The 17,777-nt window shown below is 46.0% G+C and carries 20 protein-coding genes; 9 read left to right on the forward strand and 11 right to left on the reverse strand.

Features of this window, described 5'->3' with window-relative positions:
- Positions 1-129: 129 nt before the first annotated feature.
- The 4 genes from AC23N5_RS13360 to AC23N5_RS13375 all read left to right on the forward strand — a co-directional run bounded on the left by AC23N5_RS13360 (position 130) and on the right by AC23N5_RS13375 (position 1,920).
- Positions 130-678, forward strand: coding sequence for an RNA polymerase sigma factor (locus AC23N5_RS13360; RefSeq protein ID WP_487755968.1), 549 nt, complete (start codon positions 130-132; stop codon positions 676-678).
- Positions 679-701: 23 nt separating this feature from the next.
- Positions 702-1,031 (forward strand): hypothetical protein, encoded by a 330-nt coding sequence (locus tag AC23N5_RS13365; protein ID WP_183970929.1) that lies wholly within the window; start codon positions 702-704, stop codon positions 1,029-1,031.
- A gap of 202 nt (positions 1,032-1,233) precedes the next feature.
- Complete coding sequence (locus AC23N5_RS13370; RefSeq protein ID WP_028522544.1) at positions 1,234-1,485, forward strand: hypothetical protein; 252 nt, start codon at positions 1,234-1,236, stop codon at positions 1,483-1,485.
- A 15-nt stretch (positions 1,486-1,500) separates the two neighbouring features.
- Positions 1,501-1,920, forward strand: coding sequence for an Hsp20/alpha crystallin family protein (locus tag AC23N5_RS13375; protein ID WP_183970930.1), 420 nt, complete (start codon positions 1,501-1,503; stop codon positions 1,918-1,920).
- A 116-nt stretch (positions 1,921-2,036) separates the two neighbouring features.
- Here AC23N5_RS13375 and fumC read toward each other — a convergent pair whose 3' ends face one another.
- Positions 2,037-3,458, reverse strand: coding sequence for a class II fumarate hydratase (gene fumC, locus AC23N5_RS13380; protein ID WP_183971741.1), 1,422 nt, complete (start codon positions 3,456-3,458; stop codon positions 2,037-2,039).
- 168 nt (positions 3,459-3,626) lie between these two features.
- Here fumC and AC23N5_RS13385 point away from each other — a divergent pair, with 168 nt between their 5' ends.
- The 4 genes from AC23N5_RS13385 to AC23N5_RS13400 all read left to right on the forward strand — a co-directional run bounded on the left by AC23N5_RS13385 (position 3,627) and on the right by AC23N5_RS13400 (position 7,287).
- Positions 3,627-3,878 (forward strand): hypothetical protein, encoded by a 252-nt coding sequence (locus tag AC23N5_RS13385; RefSeq protein WP_487755969.1) that lies wholly within the window; start codon positions 3,627-3,629, stop codon positions 3,876-3,878.
- Positions 3,859-4,122 carry a type II toxin-antitoxin system RelE family toxin gene (locus AC23N5_RS13390; protein WP_487755970.1) on the forward strand — a complete coding sequence of 88 codons (264 nt, stop codon included), beginning with the start codon at positions 3,859-3,861 and terminating at the stop codon, positions 4,120-4,122. Before AC23N5_RS13385 ends, AC23N5_RS13390 begins: the two co-directional genes overlap by 20 nt.
- Positions 4,123-4,260: 138 nt before the next feature.
- Positions 4,261-5,922: a UxaA family hydrolase gene (locus AC23N5_RS13395; RefSeq protein WP_487755971.1), complete on the forward strand. Its 1,662-nt coding sequence runs from the start codon at positions 4,261-4,263 to the stop codon at positions 5,920-5,922.
- 138 nt (positions 5,923-6,060) lie between these two features.
- Entirely contained in the window at positions 6,061-7,287 is a 1,227-nt protein-coding gene (locus AC23N5_RS13400) for an MFS transporter (RefSeq protein WP_487755972.1), read from the forward strand.
- 50 nt (positions 7,288-7,337) lie between these two features.
- Here the strand turns inward: AC23N5_RS13400 and AC23N5_RS13405 are convergent, their stop codons facing one another.
- Both AC23N5_RS13405 and AC23N5_RS13410 read right to left on the reverse strand, forming a co-directional pair.
- A complete protein-coding gene (locus AC23N5_RS13405; protein WP_487755973.1) occupies positions 7,338-7,571 on the reverse strand; it encodes a PspC domain-containing protein in 234 nt (77 codons plus the stop codon).
- Between the two features lie 122 nt (positions 7,572-7,693).
- Positions 7,694-8,284, reverse strand: a complete 591-nt coding sequence (locus AC23N5_RS13410; RefSeq protein WP_487755974.1) for a Uma2 family endonuclease — start codon at positions 8,282-8,284, stop codon at positions 7,694-7,696.
- A 153-nt stretch (positions 8,285-8,437) separates the two neighbouring features.
- On the opposite strand from AC23N5_RS13410, the gene thrA reads away from it, so the two are divergent.
- A complete protein-coding gene (thrA, locus tag AC23N5_RS13415) occupies positions 8,438-10,900 on the forward strand; it encodes a bifunctional aspartate kinase/homoserine dehydrogenase I (RefSeq protein ID WP_487755975.1) in 2,463 nt (820 codons plus the stop codon).
- Positions 10,901-11,130: 230 nt separating this feature from the next.
- On the opposite strand, the gene AC23N5_RS13420 is transcribed toward thrA, so the two are convergent.
- From AC23N5_RS13420 to AC23N5_RS13455, 8 genes are all read right to left on the reverse strand, one after another.
- On the reverse strand, positions 11,131-11,724 hold the full coding sequence (locus AC23N5_RS13420; RefSeq protein ID WP_487755976.1) for a hypothetical protein: 594 nt from the start codon (positions 11,722-11,724) through the stop codon (positions 11,131-11,133).
- 67 nt (positions 11,725-11,791) lie between these two features.
- Positions 11,792-12,415 (reverse strand): hypothetical protein, encoded by a 624-nt coding sequence (locus tag AC23N5_RS13425; RefSeq protein WP_487755977.1) that lies wholly within the window; start codon positions 12,413-12,415, stop codon positions 11,792-11,794.
- Positions 12,416-12,572: 157 nt separating this feature from the next.
- The gene (locus AC23N5_RS13430) at positions 12,573-13,196 is read right to left on the reverse strand and encodes an HPP family protein (RefSeq protein WP_487755978.1); all 624 of its coding nucleotides are present in this window, start codon (positions 13,194-13,196) and stop codon (positions 12,573-12,575) included.
- 99 nt (positions 13,197-13,295) lie between these two features.
- Positions 13,296-14,006, reverse strand: a complete 711-nt coding sequence (locus AC23N5_RS13435; RefSeq protein ID WP_487755979.1) for a class I SAM-dependent methyltransferase — start codon at positions 14,004-14,006, stop codon at positions 13,296-13,298.
- A gap of 34 nt (positions 14,007-14,040) precedes the next feature.
- Positions 14,041-14,787 (reverse strand): SDR family oxidoreductase, encoded by a 747-nt coding sequence (locus AC23N5_RS13440; RefSeq protein WP_183970941.1) that lies wholly within the window; start codon positions 14,785-14,787, stop codon positions 14,041-14,043.
- Between the two features lie 18 nt (positions 14,788-14,805).
- The gene (locus AC23N5_RS13445; protein ID WP_487755980.1) at positions 14,806-15,951 is read right to left on the reverse strand and encodes a hypothetical protein; all 1,146 of its coding nucleotides are present in this window, start codon (positions 15,949-15,951) and stop codon (positions 14,806-14,808) included.
- A gap of 110 nt (positions 15,952-16,061) precedes the next feature.
- A complete protein-coding gene (locus AC23N5_RS13450; RefSeq protein ID WP_487755981.1) occupies positions 16,062-17,090 on the reverse strand; it encodes an NAD-dependent epimerase/dehydratase family protein in 1,029 nt (342 codons plus the stop codon).
- Between the two features lie 65 nt (positions 17,091-17,155).
- The gene (locus AC23N5_RS13455) at positions 17,156-17,731 is read right to left on the reverse strand and encodes a Crp/Fnr family transcriptional regulator (protein ID WP_183970944.1); all 576 of its coding nucleotides are present in this window, start codon (positions 17,729-17,731) and stop codon (positions 17,156-17,158) included.
- Positions 17,732-17,777 lie beyond the last annotated feature (46 nt).

The raw sequence follows: 17,777 nt of genomic DNA on the forward strand, positions 1-17,777 counted from the left end.
TTTAAGGTCTTTTCCACTATATTCAGTACGACAGAACGAGCAAAAACGTCTATTGAAAAAAAAACTTTACACGGTTTAAAGTAATTTTCAACGTTGTTCGTCTAACCAATTAACCACTTAAAATTAACATTGGCAACCGCACGACTACCTATTGTTCAGACCATCAAAAAGTACAGCAAGCAACTTTTTGGCTTCATTCGTCAGCGCGTAAGCAGCGACGAAGATGCTGAGGATATTTTGCAGGACGTTTGGTACCAACTGAGCAGTCAGCCCGAAGTAGAAGCCATTGAGCAAGTGGGAAGCTGGCTGTATCGTGTGGCTCGGAACCGCATTGTGGATACCTACCGCAAGCAGCGCCCCGAAACCCTCGAAGATTATGGCTATGAGGACGAAGACGGCGAAATTGTGTTCAAAGATTTATTGCTCGCCGACGACGGAACGCCCGAAAGTGACTATCTCCGCGAGTTGTTTTGGCAACAACTCATGGAAGCCCTCGACGAACTGCCCGAAAACCAGCGTCAGGTATTTGTGTGGAACGAACTCGAAGACGAGACGTTTCAGGAGATTGCCGACCGCACGAGTGAGAACATCAAAACGCTGATTTCTCGCAAGCGCTACGCAGTGCAGCACTTGCGAAAACGGTTGGCGGGTTTGTACCAAGATTTATTGATTGATTAACCATTTTTTTGACCAACGCAACCATGACTACTAAACACAATCGTCGGGCCTATTTTTTCTTATTTCCGCTTTTTGCAGCGGTGGCCGTTTTGGTACTTGGGGCTGCCGTCATGTGGCTTTGGAACGCTATTTTGCCTGCGCTACTGGGAGTAGCATTTATCTCCTATTGGCAAGCCGTGGGGTTGTTGATTTTGTGCCGTTTGTTGTTTGGGAACTTTAGCCGTGGCAAGGGCGCACCTTGGGCACAGCACGCCCAAAAGAAAGCTGCTTTTCGGGAAAAATGGCTACACATGAACGAGGAAGAGCGCGCTCGCTTGCGCGAAGAATGGCGCAAACGTTGCGGTAAAAATTAAGTGCTATAGCACAAGTTAACCGTTATCTGTTAATCGTTATCCGTTCAAAGTCAATGAATTGTATAGAAGCAAATACCCCAAAACTTTTGCTCTGCCACTTTAATTCAAAAAAAATCAGAATTCGTTAAAGTAATTTTTGATTTCAATCGTCATCCTATTTGTACAGGGTTTGTACACATCACCATATAACCATTTAACAGCTATGTTTACTATTTTGAGAGTTATCGGAGCCGTATTTTTTGGCGCATTATTTCTGTTCATATTGCCTTTCTTATTATTGAAAGCGTTTTTCTTTTTCTTGTTTTTTGGCTTGGCATTTCGACTTATGATGGGTCGCCGCCGTCGCCAATGGAAACGCTATCAGGCGTATTACACACCTTATGAGGACGTAACAGCGCAGTATCGTAAAGAAAACTTGAACGATTCGTTTCAACACCCTATCACGAAAATTTAATCAATTTTAATAGCCATGTATCATCATCACAGAAAATGTGGGCACGGACACCCTGGAATGGGGTTCGGCCCGTTTGGAAAACAGTTCGGTCGCGCCTTTGCAGGTAATCAATACCGAGTACCTGTCAATGTACTAAAAACCGAAAACAGCTACGAAATTTTCGTCATTGCTCCCGACCGCGCCAAGGAAGACTTTAAAATCAGTCTCAAAGGCAACGAGTTGACGATTGCGTATCAGGCAAAAGAAGACATCAAAGAAAACCAACAGTGGATTCGCAACGAATTTACCAAGGCTTCGTTTGAGCGTACCTTTGTCATTGACGAAACCATCGAGTCGGAAGGAATCAAAGCCGAGTACAAAAACGGCGTATTGCAAGTGACATTGCCTTTTGTGCCTGGGTCAGCAAAACCCGCACAGGAAATTGCAGTGGCGTAAACGTGAAAAGGGTTGCTCACAACCCGCCCTAAGCGCATAATAAAAATAGTCGGCTACCTTGGCAGCCGACTATTTTTATTATAAACCTGTCAACAGGCACACTGAAAATCGTAAACTTATTTCAACCCACCCACCATGTCTTCAGGGCGTACCCACTCATCAAATTGGTCAGAAGTCATGTGGGTAAAATCCAAGCCTTTGAGCTCAAACTCAAGAGCGGCTTGTTTGAGGGTAATGCCACGCTTGTGGGCATCTTGCGCGATGGCCGCCGCGTTGTAGTAACCGATTTTAGGGTTCAAGGCCGTTACCAACATCAACGAGTTGTTGACGTGCTTACGGATGTTGTCCGTCAATGGCTCGATACCTACTGCACACTTATCGTTGAAAGCCACGCATACATCGCCAATCAAACGCGCTGAGTGCAAGAAGTTGTAAATCATCACAGGCTTAAACACGTTCAACTCGAAGTGACCGTTTGAGCCACCGATGTTGATCGCCACGTCGTTGCCCAGTACTTGGCAAGCGACCATGGTCATGGCTTCGCACTGCGTTGGGTTTACTTTTCCTGGCATGATAGAGCTTCCAGGCTCGTTGTCAGGAATGAAAATTTCGCCGATGCCCGCGCGTGGTCCCGACGAAAGCATACGGATGTCGTTGGCAATTTTCATCAAGCTAACGGCCACCGTTTTAAGCGCGCCGTGGGCTTCTACCACTGCGTCGTGCGCGGCCAAGGCTTCAAACTTGTTTTCGGCCGTGATGAATGGCAGACCTGTCAACGCTGCGATGTGACCCGCTACGTTTTCAGAATATCCTTTCGGCGTGTTGATACCCGTTCCTACGGCCGTTCCGCCCAACGCCAACTCTGACAAGTGTGCTAAGGTATTGTTGATGGCGCGCAAACCGTGGTCAAGCTGAGATACATAGCCCGAAAATTCTTGTCCGAGTGTAAGCGGAGTAGCGTCCATGAAGTGCGTACGTCCGATTTTCACCACATCCTTAAATGCTTCTGATTTAGCTTTGAGCGTATCGCGGAGTTTTTGGATGCCAGGGATAGTAACTTCGATTAAAATTTTGTAGGCCGCAATGTGCATCGCTGTCGGGAACGTATCGTTGGAAGACTGCGACTTATTGACGTCGTCGTTGGGGTTCAAGAATTTTTTCTCGTCCAACAACGAACCACCGTTGATTACGTGGGCGCGGTAGGCAATCACCTCGTTGCAGTTCATGTTTGACTGCGTGCCTGAACCCGTTTGCCAAACGACCAACGGAAACTGGTCATCGAGCTGACCTGCCAAAATTTCGTCGCACACTTGTGCAATCAAATTCTTTTTGTCTTCTGGAAGGATACCTGCCTCAAAGTTGGTGATAGCAGCCGCTTTTTTCAAGTAAGCAAACGCCCGAATGATTTCCTTTGGCATTTTGTTAATGTCTTGGGCAATCGGGAAGTTCATGATGGAGCGTTGTGTTTGTGCTCCCCAATACACGTGTGCAGGTACTTCTACCTTTCCCATCGTGTCTTTTTCTATACGGAATTCCATTGGATGAATGACGGGGCCGCCCGCGCGGTGAATTTGAATGAATGATTGAGTCGATGGATGAGCTAATTGGGACAATTGTTCAGCCATCTTGCAAAAGTAAACACAAATCGCTTACCCGCTTTTGATAGAAATCATAATCTCTCTAATTTTACCAAAAAAATAAAACCAATGACTGCATCTTCCACAATCCGCAAACAGCGTTTGAAGCTGGACATTGAGGTGACTCGTAAGCAGAAGAAAGCACTTCTGAGCGTGCTCAAAGCGCTTGATATTGAAGTTAAGCCACGAGAGCTGACCGAAGAAGAGGAAGATATAGCGTTGGGCATTGCGGTAGAAGAAGGGAAGAAAGAGGGCAGATTGTCAGAAAAAGAACAAGAAGAGTTTTTGAAATGGATGCAGAATGAAATTTCAAACCAATAAATCATTTGAAAGAGACTTAAAAAAGAGTCCTTCTGCTCTTATTTCTGAAGTGCTAGCAATTTACAATCAAGTTGGTAACGCTAAGAACCTCAAAGATATTTCCAATCTCAAAAAGCTATCGGGATATAAAAATGTTTACCGAATTCGAGTTGGAGAATATCGGATTGGGCTTTACGTGGAGGAGGATACCATTGTGTTTGCACGAATTTTGCCCCGAAAAGAAATTTATCGCTTTTTTCCTTAAAAGTTAGTAGTCAAGCAGCGTAGATTAAGAGTAAAAGAAAGTAGCAGTTTGAAACACACACACACAACCTTTGTAGAACCTACAAGATTAACCAATAATTAATAACTGTGGCCACGCCACTCATCTCAATTTGTTAAAATGCTTCACAAAGTATTAAAAGTAAACCCCAACGATAACGTAATCGTAGCTTTGCGCGACCTACCAGCGGGCGAAGTTGTTGAGTTTGAAGGAGAATCTTATCTCTTGCCCCACACCGTTTATGCCAAGCATAAGTTTGTAACCCACGATTTGGAAACGGGCGATGCCGTAACCATGTATGGCGTATTGGTAGGCCGTGCCTCGCAGCCTATCAAACGCGGCGAACCCATTACCACTTATAACCTCAAGCACGACTCTGAGTCGTACAGCACAGCCAAACGTCAGCCGTATAGCTGGACCCCGCCCGACGTAAGTAAGTGGGTGGGACGCACGTTTAAAGGCTACCGCCGCTCCGACGGAAAAGTCGGAACCTACAACTACTGGTTGGTGATTCCGTTGGTATTTTGCGAAAACCGCAACGTATTGACTCTAAAAACTGCGTTTGAGCGTGAATTAGGCTACGCACAACCCGAACTGTACCGCGACCAAGTGCGCGAAATGCTGCATTTGTACCAAAATGGTCAGTTAGAAACGGTTCAAAAATTAGCGCCTTTCACCGATTCTTCAACGCCCCGCCCGTGGTCTAATGATTTAAATCGTCCTTTCAAAAACGTTGATGGGATTAAGTTTTTGACCCACGAAGGTGGTTGCGGAGGTACACGCCAAGACGCCCACACGCTTTGCTCGTTGTTTGCGGCTTATGCCGTTCACCCCAACGTGGCAGGGGTGACAGTGTTGAGTTTGGGTTGTCAAAACTCGGAAGAAAAAATCTTGATGGACGAAATCCACAAGCGTAGTCCTAAGTTTGATAAACCGTTGTATATTTTTGAGCAACAGCAAGGAACGGAGGCGGCGATGATGTCGGCAGCGATTAAGCAAACGTTTTTGGGCTTAATCAAAGCCAACGAATGCGAGCGTGAAGACGTACCTATTACCGAACTGGTTGTCGGCCTAAAATGTGGCGGTTCGGATGGTTTCTCTGGAATTTCGGCGAATCCCGTTTTGGGACAAGTATCAGATATTTTGGTGACATTGGGTGGAAAAACTTTGTTGGCAGAATTTCCAGAATTGCACGGCGTGGAGCAAGAACTCCTCAACCGCTGCGTAACGGAAGAAAAAGCGGCCAAGTTTGAAAAACTTATGCGTGACTATTCGGGCAAGGCCGATGCCGTAGGTTCAGCTTTTGCGTTTAACCCTTCGCCTGGAAACATCAAAGATGGTTTGATTACGGACGCTATTAAGTCGGCGGGAGCAGCGAAAAAAGGTGGCTCAGCACCGATTCAGGACGTGACCAACTACACCGAAATTTCCCACGAAAAAGGCTTGCAGTTGGTGTGTACCCCAGGCAACGACGTAGAAGCCACCACGGGAAAAACCGCCGCAGGAGCAACCGTGATTTTGTTTACGACAGGTTTGGGAACGCCCACAGGAAACCCCATTTGCCCCGTGATGAAGGTATCAACCAACTCCAAATTAGCCGAGAAAATGGTGGATGTGATTGACTTTAATTGCGGAACGGTCGTGACAGGAGAGGAAACTATTGCCGAAAACGCCGATGCCTTACTCGAAGAGATCATCGCCGTAGCAAGTGGTAAATTGACCCACGCCCAGCGCCTCGGCCAAGACGATTTCATTCCGTGGAAACGCGGAGTCTCGCTTTAGTCAGGTAAACAGTACGATAGATTCAAAAGGGTCAGTCGGAACTATACCGACTGACCCTTTTTTTGGGCTTGTACCGAACCCCGTTTTGGGACACTTACGGTTTCGCGTCTCCTGACGCATTTAATCACAGCTAAAAACATGATACAAAAAACAGCCACACTTTATCGAAACGCGTACGGCGGGATGTCGCGCGAAATATGGTTGCTTGCTGCCGTGATGCTCATCAACCGCTCAGGAACAATGGTCATTCCCTTCATGAGCGTTTACCTGACCCAATCACTACATTTTACCCTGTCGGACGCAGGGTTGGTCGTAAGCTGTGCGGGAGCGGGAGGGATTCTTGGGGTGTATTTGGGAGGAAAACTCACCGATAAACTCGGCCATTATTACGTGCAATTATTCAGTTTGGCGCTAGGGGGAATGACATTTTTTGTGTTGATGCACATGCGCACAATTCCTACGCTCTGCGCTACGGCATTCTTCCTCAATTTGGTGGGGGAAGGGTTTCGTCCCGCCAATTCCACCTCAATTGCCTTTTACAGCACGCCCGAAAACCGAACACGGGCGTACGCACTCAACCGTTTGGCCATCAACGTCGGCTGGGCGATAGGGCCTGCTCTGGGCGGAATTTTTGCTACCATTGGGTACAAGTACCTCTTTATTGCGGATGGCATCACCAACGTGTCGGCGGCCTTGTTTTTGTTGTTTTTGGTAAAAAACAGGGACAACGCCACCGAAGAGCAAAAACATACCGAACAAGAAGTTCCTGTTACTCAATCTGCCTTTCGCGACGGAGTTTTTATGCGAATGCTGGCCTTTACGGTGCTTTTTGCCATTTGCTTTATGACATTTTTTAGCATCGTTCCCGTGTTTTGGCGTTCTGAGCTGAAAATCAAGGAAGTGTATATTGGACTGTTGCTCGGAATGAACGGGGTGTTGGTGGCTGCCGTCGAAATGCTGTTGATTTATCGAATTGAGCGACTCCGTTCCAAACTCACCTTCATTGGCTGGGGAGTGTTGTTGTGCGGCTTGGCCTACTTGTTTTTCGTCCTTTTCCCTGGAATGGTGTGGATTTTGCCCGTTGCGGTGGTGACCATCACTTTCAGTGAAATGCTGGCGATGCCGTTTCTCAACTCCCTCACCATTGAGCGCTCAACTTCTCAAAATCGCGGACAATATTCGGCTTTGTACTCAATGTGCTACTCTGTGGCCCAAGTAACAGCGCCTGTATTGGGCGGCCAAATTGCCACTCGTTTTGGATTTTATACGCTTTGGGGCGTGTTGGTAGGAGTATCGGTGGTAAGTTATCTGGGATTTCGGTGGGTAGAGTCGTTGATGGAAGAACGAAGCCGTGTGCTTTCTTAAAAAATAAAACATCCCGAAAGTTTTGAACTTTCGGGATGTTACAACCGCGATTAATTTTGCAACCTAATCACGTGGATAGGCTTCTCTTCCATGATGGCTTTGGGCAAAAACGCCCATAAAAGCACATAAATAAAGACGACAGGTACGCCTGCAGCAAAGAAAAACGCAAGCACAAACAAAATACGAACAATCGAACGGTCGATGTCGAAATAATGCGCTAAACCTGCGGCTACACCACCGATGGCGGCTTGATTTTTTATGCGGTACAATCTGTTAGTTTCCATGGCTGTTAAATAGTTTTTGTGTTATTGTTGAATCAAAGGTACTATGTAATACCCAATAGTTGCAACAACCCCCACACCAATGGAAAAAAAGCGGGACAAAGGGAGGTTTTTAGGGACGAGCTTTAGTCATTGATGTGCAATAACCCCACCGTTTGGGCATAAATATCTTGGAGCGAAATGGCCGATGGCAGCATCATTAATTGAATAGAGTCGTCCAAACGGCGCGTTTCGTGCACCAATGCCCATACATTAGGTGATTCTAGTTTTTGCCACACTTCTACTTTAACTCGCTCTGAATCAATAAGGACGTATTCCTTAAAAGAAGGAATGCTGCGGTAGTATTCAAATTTTTCACTTCGGTCGTATTGCGCTGTACTTTTAGACAAAACCTCAATGATGGTCGTAGGATTGAGCATGGTGTCAAACTGGTCATCGAGCAACTCAAGCTTTCCACAAACAATCGTCAAATCAGGGTAGGTGTAAAATTCTTCGGTAGGAATCCAAAGACGAAAGTCATTGCCAAAGTATTGGCATGATTTTCTTTTGAGTGCAATGTAAAGCTCGCCCGCCAAGTTATCACGGATACGATTATGGTTATGGCTTGCACCAGCCATGAGGGTAATAAGTCCACGGCGGTATTCACTTTTGAATTCAGCAGCGCGTTCCCATTGCAAATAATCATCGGGCGAGAGTGTTTTTTCAACGGCAGACATAACTTTTAAGGCATTGTTTACAACAAAAATACGATAATTCCCCTATCACCGCACTATATTTGCAGCAAGACAAGTCAAAGTGGTGCTAGTCACCCGATTATTCACTCACCGAGGCGGTTCGCCGCTCCAGTTTAACGATACGCTATAGTTAGAATGAAAGTCCTCAAGTTTGGCGGCACTTCGTGCGGCACAGTCGAAAGTATCCAGCAAGTCATCCAGATTTTACAAGATAATATTGCAAAAGGCGAACGCATTGCCGTGGTGTACTCGGCAATGGGGGGCGTCACGAATAAACTGATTGAAATCGGGCGCATGGCGTCCACGGGAAATACCGATTATTATGATGCACTCAAAGCCCTCGAAGAACGCCACTTTACGGCCGTGCGTGGGTTGATTGATATTAAAAGTCAGAGTAGCTCTATTGCCAAAGTTCGTGGCTTGGTCAATGAATTGGAAGATTTGTTGAAGGGCATTTCGCTGATTCGTGAACTATCGACGCGCACGCTCGACTTATTGATGTCGTTTGGCGAACGCCTTTCGACGACCATCATCACCGAAGCCCTCAAAGCACGCGGCGTCAATGCGGAGTTTTGTGACGCGCGCACGCTCATTCGTACCAACAATCATTTCAGTTACGCCGAAGTAGATTTTGAGGTGACAAACGCCCAAATCAACGCCCATTTTGCCAAAACTGATGCCTTGTTGTGCATCACAGGCTTTATTGGTTCTACCGAAGACGGAATCACCACGACGCTCGGCCGCGGAGGTTCCGACTATACAGGTTCGATTTTTGGGGCGGCATTGGACGCTGAGGTAATTGAAATTTGGACAGACGTGGACGGAATGATGACCGCCGACCCGCGCAAGGTGTCAAATGCCTTCACGATTCCAACCATTACGTACGCCGAAGCGATGGAGTTAAGCCACTTTGGGGCAAAAGTGATTTATCCGCCGAGCTTGCAACCTGCTTTTGCCAAAAATATTCCAATCAAAGTACTCAATACTTTCAACACGGCTTCAGAAGGAACGACCGTGCACAACACGGCCCTCGAAACGCCTTATGCCATTACGGGGATTAGTTCGATTGACGACATTGCGTTGGTCAACGTTCAGGGAAGTGGGATGATTGGGGTAGCTGGAGTGTCGGCTCGTTTGTTTTCGGCCATGTCGCGCAATAAAATCAGCGTGATTTTGATTTCGCAGGCGTCGTCGGAGCACTCAATTTGCTTTGCGATTGACCCCAAAAATGCGGAACGTGCCAAAGAAGTACTTGACCAGGAGTTTTCGATTGAAATCAATGCGGGTGACATCGACCGCGACGGTATTCAGATTCAACGCAACGTTTCTATCATCGCAATTGTGGGCGAAGGAATGCGCCGCAGTACGGGGGTATCGGGTAAATTATTTACTGCCCTTGGTAAAAACGGCATCAACGTGATTGCAACTGCCCAAGGCTCTTCGGAGTTGAATATTTCGGTGGTAATTCAGAAAAACGACCTTTCGAAAGCCCTCAACGCCATTCACGGGGTGTTTTTCCAATCAGAAGTACGGACGCTCAATTTGTTTGTGGTAGGGACGGGCTTAATTGGAAGTACGTTTTTGAAACAACTTGCGGCGCAATCGGAGTATTTAGCCAAAGAAAAGTTGTTGAAAGTCAATGTAGTAGGATTGGCACGTAGTAAAAAAATGTGGCTCAATCCCGAAGGAATAAGCCTGCAAAATTGGCAAGAAGAACTGGACGAAAACGGCAAAATTACCAGCCTTTCGGCCTTTGTTCAGCGCATTCGGGAGTTCAACTTACCCAACAGCGTTTTTATAGATTGTACGTCTGACAAAGACATTATTCAATATTATTTCCCGTTGCTCGACGCGAGCGTATCGGTGGTGACGCCCAACAAAGTGGCTAATTCGAGCAGCTACGCGGAGTACCGTCGTTTGCAACAAACGGCCGTTCGTAAGGGTGTTAAGTTTTTGTACGAAACCAACGTAGGTGCTGGTTTGCCCATCATCAATACGATTCAAGGCTTGATGTCGAGTGGGGATAAGTTTGTCAAAATTGAGGCGATTTTATCAGGCACGTTGTCGTTTATCTTTAACAGCTTTGTGGAAGGTACTCGTTTTGTGGACATCGTTGGTGAGGCCAAAGAAAAAGGCTACACCGAACCCGACCCACGCGACGATTTGAGTGGCTTGGACGTAGCGCGTAAAATCTTGATTTTGGCACGGGAAACGGGCATTGCGCTCGAAATGAGCGACATTCAAATTGCCCCAATTTTGCCCGAAAACTGTTTACAAGCGCCCACTGTCGATGCGTTTTTTAAGGAAGTAGAAGGCTCGGATGTGTATTTCGCGAATTTGCTCAACGAGGCTGTCGCTAAAGGTGAAAAACTTCGCTACATCGCCACTCTTGAAAATGGCAAAGCCACGCTTCAACTTCGTACGGTGGATGCTGACCATCCGTTTTATTCGCTTTCAGGTGCCGACAATATCGTCTCGTTTACCACTGAGCGTTACAATACCCGCCCGCTCGTGGTGAAAGGCCCAGGCGCAGGGGCTGAAGTCACGGCCTCAGGCGTATTCGCCGACGTAATGAGTATCAGTAGTTATTTGGCATAACCGTACATCTTCTTTTCTTCGGTTTTGAGAAACCTCAGGCACGGTGCGTGTACGCGTGTCGCTGGTTTCTCAAAACCAGCTTGTTGGTAGTGAAATTTGTGCGGCACTGGGTTTTGAGAAACCCTTTCTTCGGTTTTGAGAAACCTCAGGCACAGCTACGTGGAAACCTCAGGCACGGTGCGTGTGCGCGTGTCGCTGGTTTCTCAAAACCAGCTTGTTGGTAGTGGGGCTTAGAAAGCTTTTCGTAGATAAATAGCTTTTAAATGGGCAGTCTTCCACCTCTTATCGGCAAAGTCAAACACTTTTTTATCAATCGTTAATTCAAAAGAGTTGGAGTTAATCCGCTCTAAATGAGTAACGGTACCTATCTTTTCTTTGTTTGTGGGGAGCTTGTCAATCAGCTTGATACTTCTGTCTTTTTGTATTTCGTATGTAAATCCTTCAAAAACAGGTTGGTAAAAGTGGAGGAAATAGGCACGATTCGCCAATGAAGTTGAGTCAATGGATTGGTGGGGGAAGTTAAAATTAATGCTAGGATACGTAGTTTGATTACTCGTGTGTGGCCTTATTTCAGCGTTATACAAAGAACCTGTTGGGGTAAACATGGAAAGTGATGTAGATTGGGTAGGGGTGTAATAACGCGCAGTTAATTCCTTTAAAAAATCAGCCGAACGCACTCCATCATTGTTTAAATCTACGGGAGTGTCGGAGGAAACAGACGTAAGTGTGTACCAACCTCCTAGAGTATTGATAGGTGGGTTGGTATTGCTAAAACAACTTTGTAAGACGAGAGATACGAGTAAAAGAAAAATAAGGTTTTTCATAACATGCTGATTTTTTGAGATTATTGCTTTGCTAGGTCGAGTGCTTCTGGTTTGTGTCGCTGGTTTCTCAAAACCAGCCTATTGGTAGCGAATTTTGTGCGGCACTGGGTTTTGAGAAACCCTTTCTTCGGTTTTGAGAAACCTCAGGCACGGTGCGTGTCGCTGGTTTCTCAAAATTAGCCTGTTGGTAGATGGAAATTGTCAGAATTATTGTTGATAGTTCCTGGGGTTTTTGAGTCCCAATTAGGAGCTTTTTAGAAGTTAAAAATTCAAGTTGGAGGCCATAGTCGCCATCTACGTTGTAAGCAGTTCCTTTTCCAAATAGGCTAATTCGAACTCCCCAACCTCCAAAATCCCCAATAGGAGAGTATTGTTTTACGTAGCATTTACATAGTGAATCCCAAGGGTAATGTTTAAATGAAAGATGAAATGGGAAAAAACGTACGTAAATCCCGCTTGGTTTAATGATGGTTTCGAGTTCTAAATAGTAGAAAAAAGCTAGAAACAACGCCATTAGAAAGAGGCCAATTATGTACCCTTCGTTGCTCAATGGATTGTCTCCAAGTGGAGTGCCGCCTATTACTTGTATCAAAAAGGTACCAACAAAAATAAAACCAACCCCCAAAAGAATCACCCAGAGCCACCATTGGGTAAATTTCTGTTTTTCGTGAAAAAGGATATTGTCTTGCATGGTTTTGTTTTTAAAGGTGTGTAGTCGTGTGGCTGGTTTCTCAAAGCCAGCCTATTGGTAGCGAAGTTTGGGCGGCATTGGGTTTTGAGAAACCCTTACTTCGGTTTTGAGAAACCTCAGGCACGGTGCGTGTGGCTGGTTTCTCAAAATTAGCTTGTTACAGCCTCTCTCTTTTCATTCTTTTCAGGATTTTTTTTGTGGTGTAAGCTGCCCATTGGAAAGTCCTCGAAAAACGACGGCTTGTAGGATACTTGCGATGGGGCGTAAGGTTGTTAAAAATAAGTGCCACCACCAACAAAATAAACACCCCCGAAGCGACGGGCGATAACACAAACCAATAACCCAAGTGCTTGATTTTTTCTGAACCAATGACAGCAATCAATGCCGTAGCGCCACCAGGAGGGTGCAAGGTCTTGGTGACTTGCATACACAGGATGGATAAAGAAACGGCCAAAGGGGCTGTGAACCAGATAATATTGGGAAATACTTGGTAAATGGTTACGCCTAAAATAGCCGAGATAAGGTGCCCGCCGACTAAGTTACGAGGTTGAGCCAGAGGACTTTGAATCGCTCCGAAAATTAAGACAGAGGAAGCGCCAAACGACCCGATTAAGAATAAATTATCGGCATCGGAAAGGGTTGTTTGCAAGAACGCAATGAGCCCAATTCCTAAAAAAGCACCCGTAAAGGACCAAAAGTTCTCGACCGAATCGACCAGGGTTTCTTTATATACAATGTACTTGGCTATCCTGTAGCCTCTTCTGATTTTTGACTTTACCATTTTTGGAATACAACGTATGAGTGGTGCTACGACGTGCGGAATTCGTAGCAAATCTGATATGACTGCAAATATCAAAAAGTTGTACCAAATTTCAGTAAGCTATTTTTTTACGGCACGAATACACATAAAAGCGGGGAACTCATTGAGCTCCTTGAAATGCTTGGGGTCGAGGGCTTCAAACTCGGGGGTGGGTTTGGGTTCTACGAGTTTATCAATGTAAAAACCATTGTCGGTTAACGGGGCGATGCACTCGTTTAGAGGGCGTCGAAAACTGTTGATTTCCACAGGTTGCCCAAATCCTTTCCAAACACATTTGACGTGTTCAATGTCAAAATAGTTGGTCGATTTGAAATAATTATACTCAAAAAACGGGTGCTCTATCGACACCAGAAGAAGGCCTTGGGGCGTTAAGACACGGCAAAATTCTTGTATCGTAAGCGTCCAATCAGGCAGATAATGCAAAGCTAAGGCACAAAGAACAATATCGAACGAGCCATCGGAGAGTTGCTCGAAAGGCATGGCTAGGTCATGAACATAGAAATTGTCTTGGTGCTGCGGATTTCGTTGTTTGGCCAAAGAAACCATCGTAGGACTGAGGTCAAATCCTGTCACTTCGGAGCCTTGTGCCAACAGGACTTCGGCGTATTTCCCTGGGCCACAAGCTGCATCTAAGATTTTCTTCCCTGCTACATCGGGCAGCAAACGGAGCGTATTGGGACGGTCGTAGTGTGCATTATGAGGCTTGTATTCAATTAGTTCGCTGTATTTGACAGCCATCTGTTCATAGGCTTTTAAAATGAGGTCTTTCATGGGCTGTTATAGAAATGAAATACGAAAGATAAAGCTATATTCCACCAGTGATGTCAATAAAAGCCCCCGTAGTGAAGGACGCTTCGTCAGAAAGAAGCCACAAAATCGCATTGGCAATTTCTTCGGATGCCCCTCCCCGTTTCAAAGGAATAATCGCTTTGAGACGATCAACTCGGTGGGGTTCGCCGCCACTAGCGTGAATGTCGGTGTATATAAAACCAGGTCGAACAGCGTTTACTCGAATTCCTTCACCTGCCAACTCTTTGGCGAGTCCTACGGTAAAAGAGTCAATAGCACCTTTGGAGGCGGCATAGTCCACGTATTCGTTGGGAGAGCCCGTACGAGCAGCAACAGAGGATACATTGACAATTGCTCCACCTGCTCCGCCGTGTTTGATGGACATCCGCTTGATGGCTTCTCGTGCGCAAATAAAACTTCCTACGACGTTGTGGTTAAAAATTCGCAGAAGGCGGTCGGATGTGATGCCTTCCACCCTAGACTGGGTTTCTAAAATCCCTGCATTATTGACTAAAGCCGTGAGTCGGCCCAAGTCCTTATCAAGCTGCTCAAATAGCCCGACGACTTCGTTTTCTTTGGAAATATCAGCCTGTAATGCGATGGCTTTGCCTCCGTTTTGTTGGATGGTATCTACTACTCGAAAAGCAGCATCTGTATTTTTATAGTAGTTGATACAAACGCGATAGCCCCGTTGAGCCGCTAAAAGAGCCGTAGCCGCCCCAATTCCACGGCTTCCACCTGTAATCAATGCTATTTTATCCATTTTTGAATATTTTTAAGGTTACTTCCCCGTTACGGGCATTCGTACCGTTTTGATCACTGGTTCCGAAAATGTTTTTTTCTCGTAGCGAGGCGTGAGGGTCGTTTCGGTGATGACTTTGTCTTCGTAGGTCGTGGTTTCAACGATGGCAATTACTTTCACCGACGCATCTACGCCTTGCACAAGGTTGTCGTTGGACAGCAAAATGTAGTACGCCCCTTGGCTTAAGGCTGGGTCAGAAAATTTTCTAAAACCCGCGACTCCCTTACCTTGGTCAATAACGCGGTGGGGCTGGCCCGCCATAAATAAATCGCGATTGGCTTTGTCGGCTACGGCATAATACACGTCTTCGCCCATTTTAGGAATGGCTAAGTCGGTGACGACTCCCGCTGCCAATGCCCCGAGGGGTGTGGTGAAATAGGCCGCTGCCCCTTTGGCGATGCTGACGATGATTTTGGAGTTTTGTTTCCACGCTTCGTTGGCTTCATTGCCCACACCTACCCAATACGCCCATGATACCACTTTGGTCGTTTTGTAAGGGGTAATGACGTTTTTGGGAAGGGTAAACGACAAGGACGCCTTGTTGCCGTTGGTGTTGGCCGACGAATGTACCCGCTGTGGTTTGTCAAACACCAATTCTTCGCGCTGCTCCGATTTTACCACCACCTTTTTGGTTTTGCGCGTGTACGTAGTGTCGTAGCCAGCGAGTACCTCTTTGGTATAGGTATTGTAGGTGGTTTCTTGCTTGTCTTCCCACGACACGGCCGTATTGAAGTTGACCGTAGCCTCGCTGGCGGGTACGCGTTGGATTTTAATTTTACAAATACGACCTAAGATTGCCCCATTTTTAAATTTAAACAAATATGCCCCCTGCTTTACCACCTGAATGGTTTTGGTGTCTATTTGGGTAGTTTTATAGTCCGAAAATTTTGAGGTAGTAGGGTATTCAACGATTTCGATTTCTTTGAGTTCTTTGTCATTGATTTCTTTAAACTGAAACAAAATTTTATCACCTGCTGCAAACCCAAACTGCAATTCTTGCTCCTGCATGGGGCCAATTTTGATGGTTTGTTCGGTGACGTCGATGGGGGCTTGCTGAGCAAAAGCGGTGGTGGTGAAAAAAAACAACCCAATGTGAGCCCAACGGCGTAGCAACTTGAAAGTCATTTGCTTAGTACTGTTTTCTTAGATAAAGTTTATTACCAACGGAGATAACAGTCGCAAAGTTCGTAAACAATCCCCAAAGAACAGAAAGTATGGGCCATGTTGGGGTTATTTTATTGGGTTGGTGAAAAATTGAACCTCCCCTCGTTGTTCCGCAAATAATACATCGCTTCTTTGACGGCTTGCGTAGGACTTTTGGGAGTAAAACCCAATTCAGTACGAGCTTTTGATACATCAAAGTCTTGTTGCAAACCCGAAAACATCGAAATGTCTTTGGTGGTGAGCAAGGGCGCCTTGCCGCTGATTTTACTCCCGATTTCCATGCCCCAAGCTACGGCCAACAACAGCGGTTTAGGGACGGCTATTGGTAGTTTTATTCCTAATTCAGGAAAAAGCTCTTGGGCAATTTTTGTCGTTTCTTTGATGGACATACAGTGTTCATTGGCCAAAATATAGCGTTCGCCACTGCGGCCTTTGGTAGCGGCCAAATAGCAGCCCAACGCCACGTCTTTTACGTCAATCCAGTTGAGAGTGATGTTGGTTTCAACGGGAATTTCTTTCTTCAAAATCAGCTGCATGATGTTGTAAGAAACGTTGAGCGGGGCAAAGGCTTCGCTTCCAATCATGGCTGAGGGCAAGACCGCGACCAATTCGATGTTGAATTTTTTGGCCAACTCAAACGCCAATTTTTCCCCGTCATTTTTTGAATTGTAATACATATCGCGGCGGTCGGGATTGTAGCCGTTGCTTTCTTTGGTTGGTACGGTCGAGTAGTTGAGGGCAGCAATGGAGCTTACATACACGATGCGCTTTACGCCTGCTTCGGCAGCGGCTTCGAGGGTGTTTTTAGTGCCTTGTAGGTTGACGTCGTAAATGTCCTTTTTGGGATTTTTTGCCCAAAGCTTGAACGCCGCCCCGACGGCATACAGCGTTTCGACTCCTTGAAAGGCGTTCACCAACGATGGTTTGTCAGTGATGTCTGCTTGCACTACTTCACAGTTCAGTCCTGCCAACGAAGTTGCGCTTTTGAGGCTTCGAACCGACGCCCGAACGGGAATCCCTTTCTCAATAAGTAGGCGTACTAAATTGTGGCCAAGGTGCCCGTTGGCGCCCGTTACCAATGCTAAATGGCTTTGTGTCATGTGTTTGGTTGTTAAAATGATGCCACAAAATTCAGCATCGATTTTTCAAAACCACTTCACAAATGTTACCTAATTACTTGTTTGCGTATTCGGCTCAAACTTTTGGGATTCATGCCCAAAAAAGATGCGATGTATTGAACGGGGACATTGTGCAACAGGTCGGGGTAATGTTCAATGAGGGTTAAGTAGCGCTGTTCGGCCGTTAGCGTAGCTAGTTCTTTGGAGCGATTTTCGTTGTACGAAAGGGATTTCTGGAAAACCCAAATGCTAAAATCTTTGAACGCGCTACTCTGTGAGGTAAGCTGTTCTAAATGGCTTTTGGTGATGCGTAGCAATTGGCTCTCGGTGATACATTCCAAGTTTTCGTGGGCGGTGGTTTGGTTGATAAAATTAAAATAGGAAGTAATAAAACCAGGCGGACAATTGAGGTGAGTTGTGACTTCATCGCCTTTATCGTTGTAATGAAACAGCCGAAGGTAACCCGATACAATAAAATACAGGTAGTGAGGGACTTTGCCTTCTTCTTCGATAATGTAGTTTTTGGGAAAACGAACAGGTTCAAAGTACTGTTGACACAGCGCTTTATCGTGCGCCGAAAGCGTTACTTTTTGGGCAATGAGCTCTAGCAATTGTTCATGCATGGGATTGAAGAGGTAGGGGATGTATAACCCCCACCCAACGAATATA

This window comes from Runella sp. R5_40 (genome assembly GCF_057652295.1).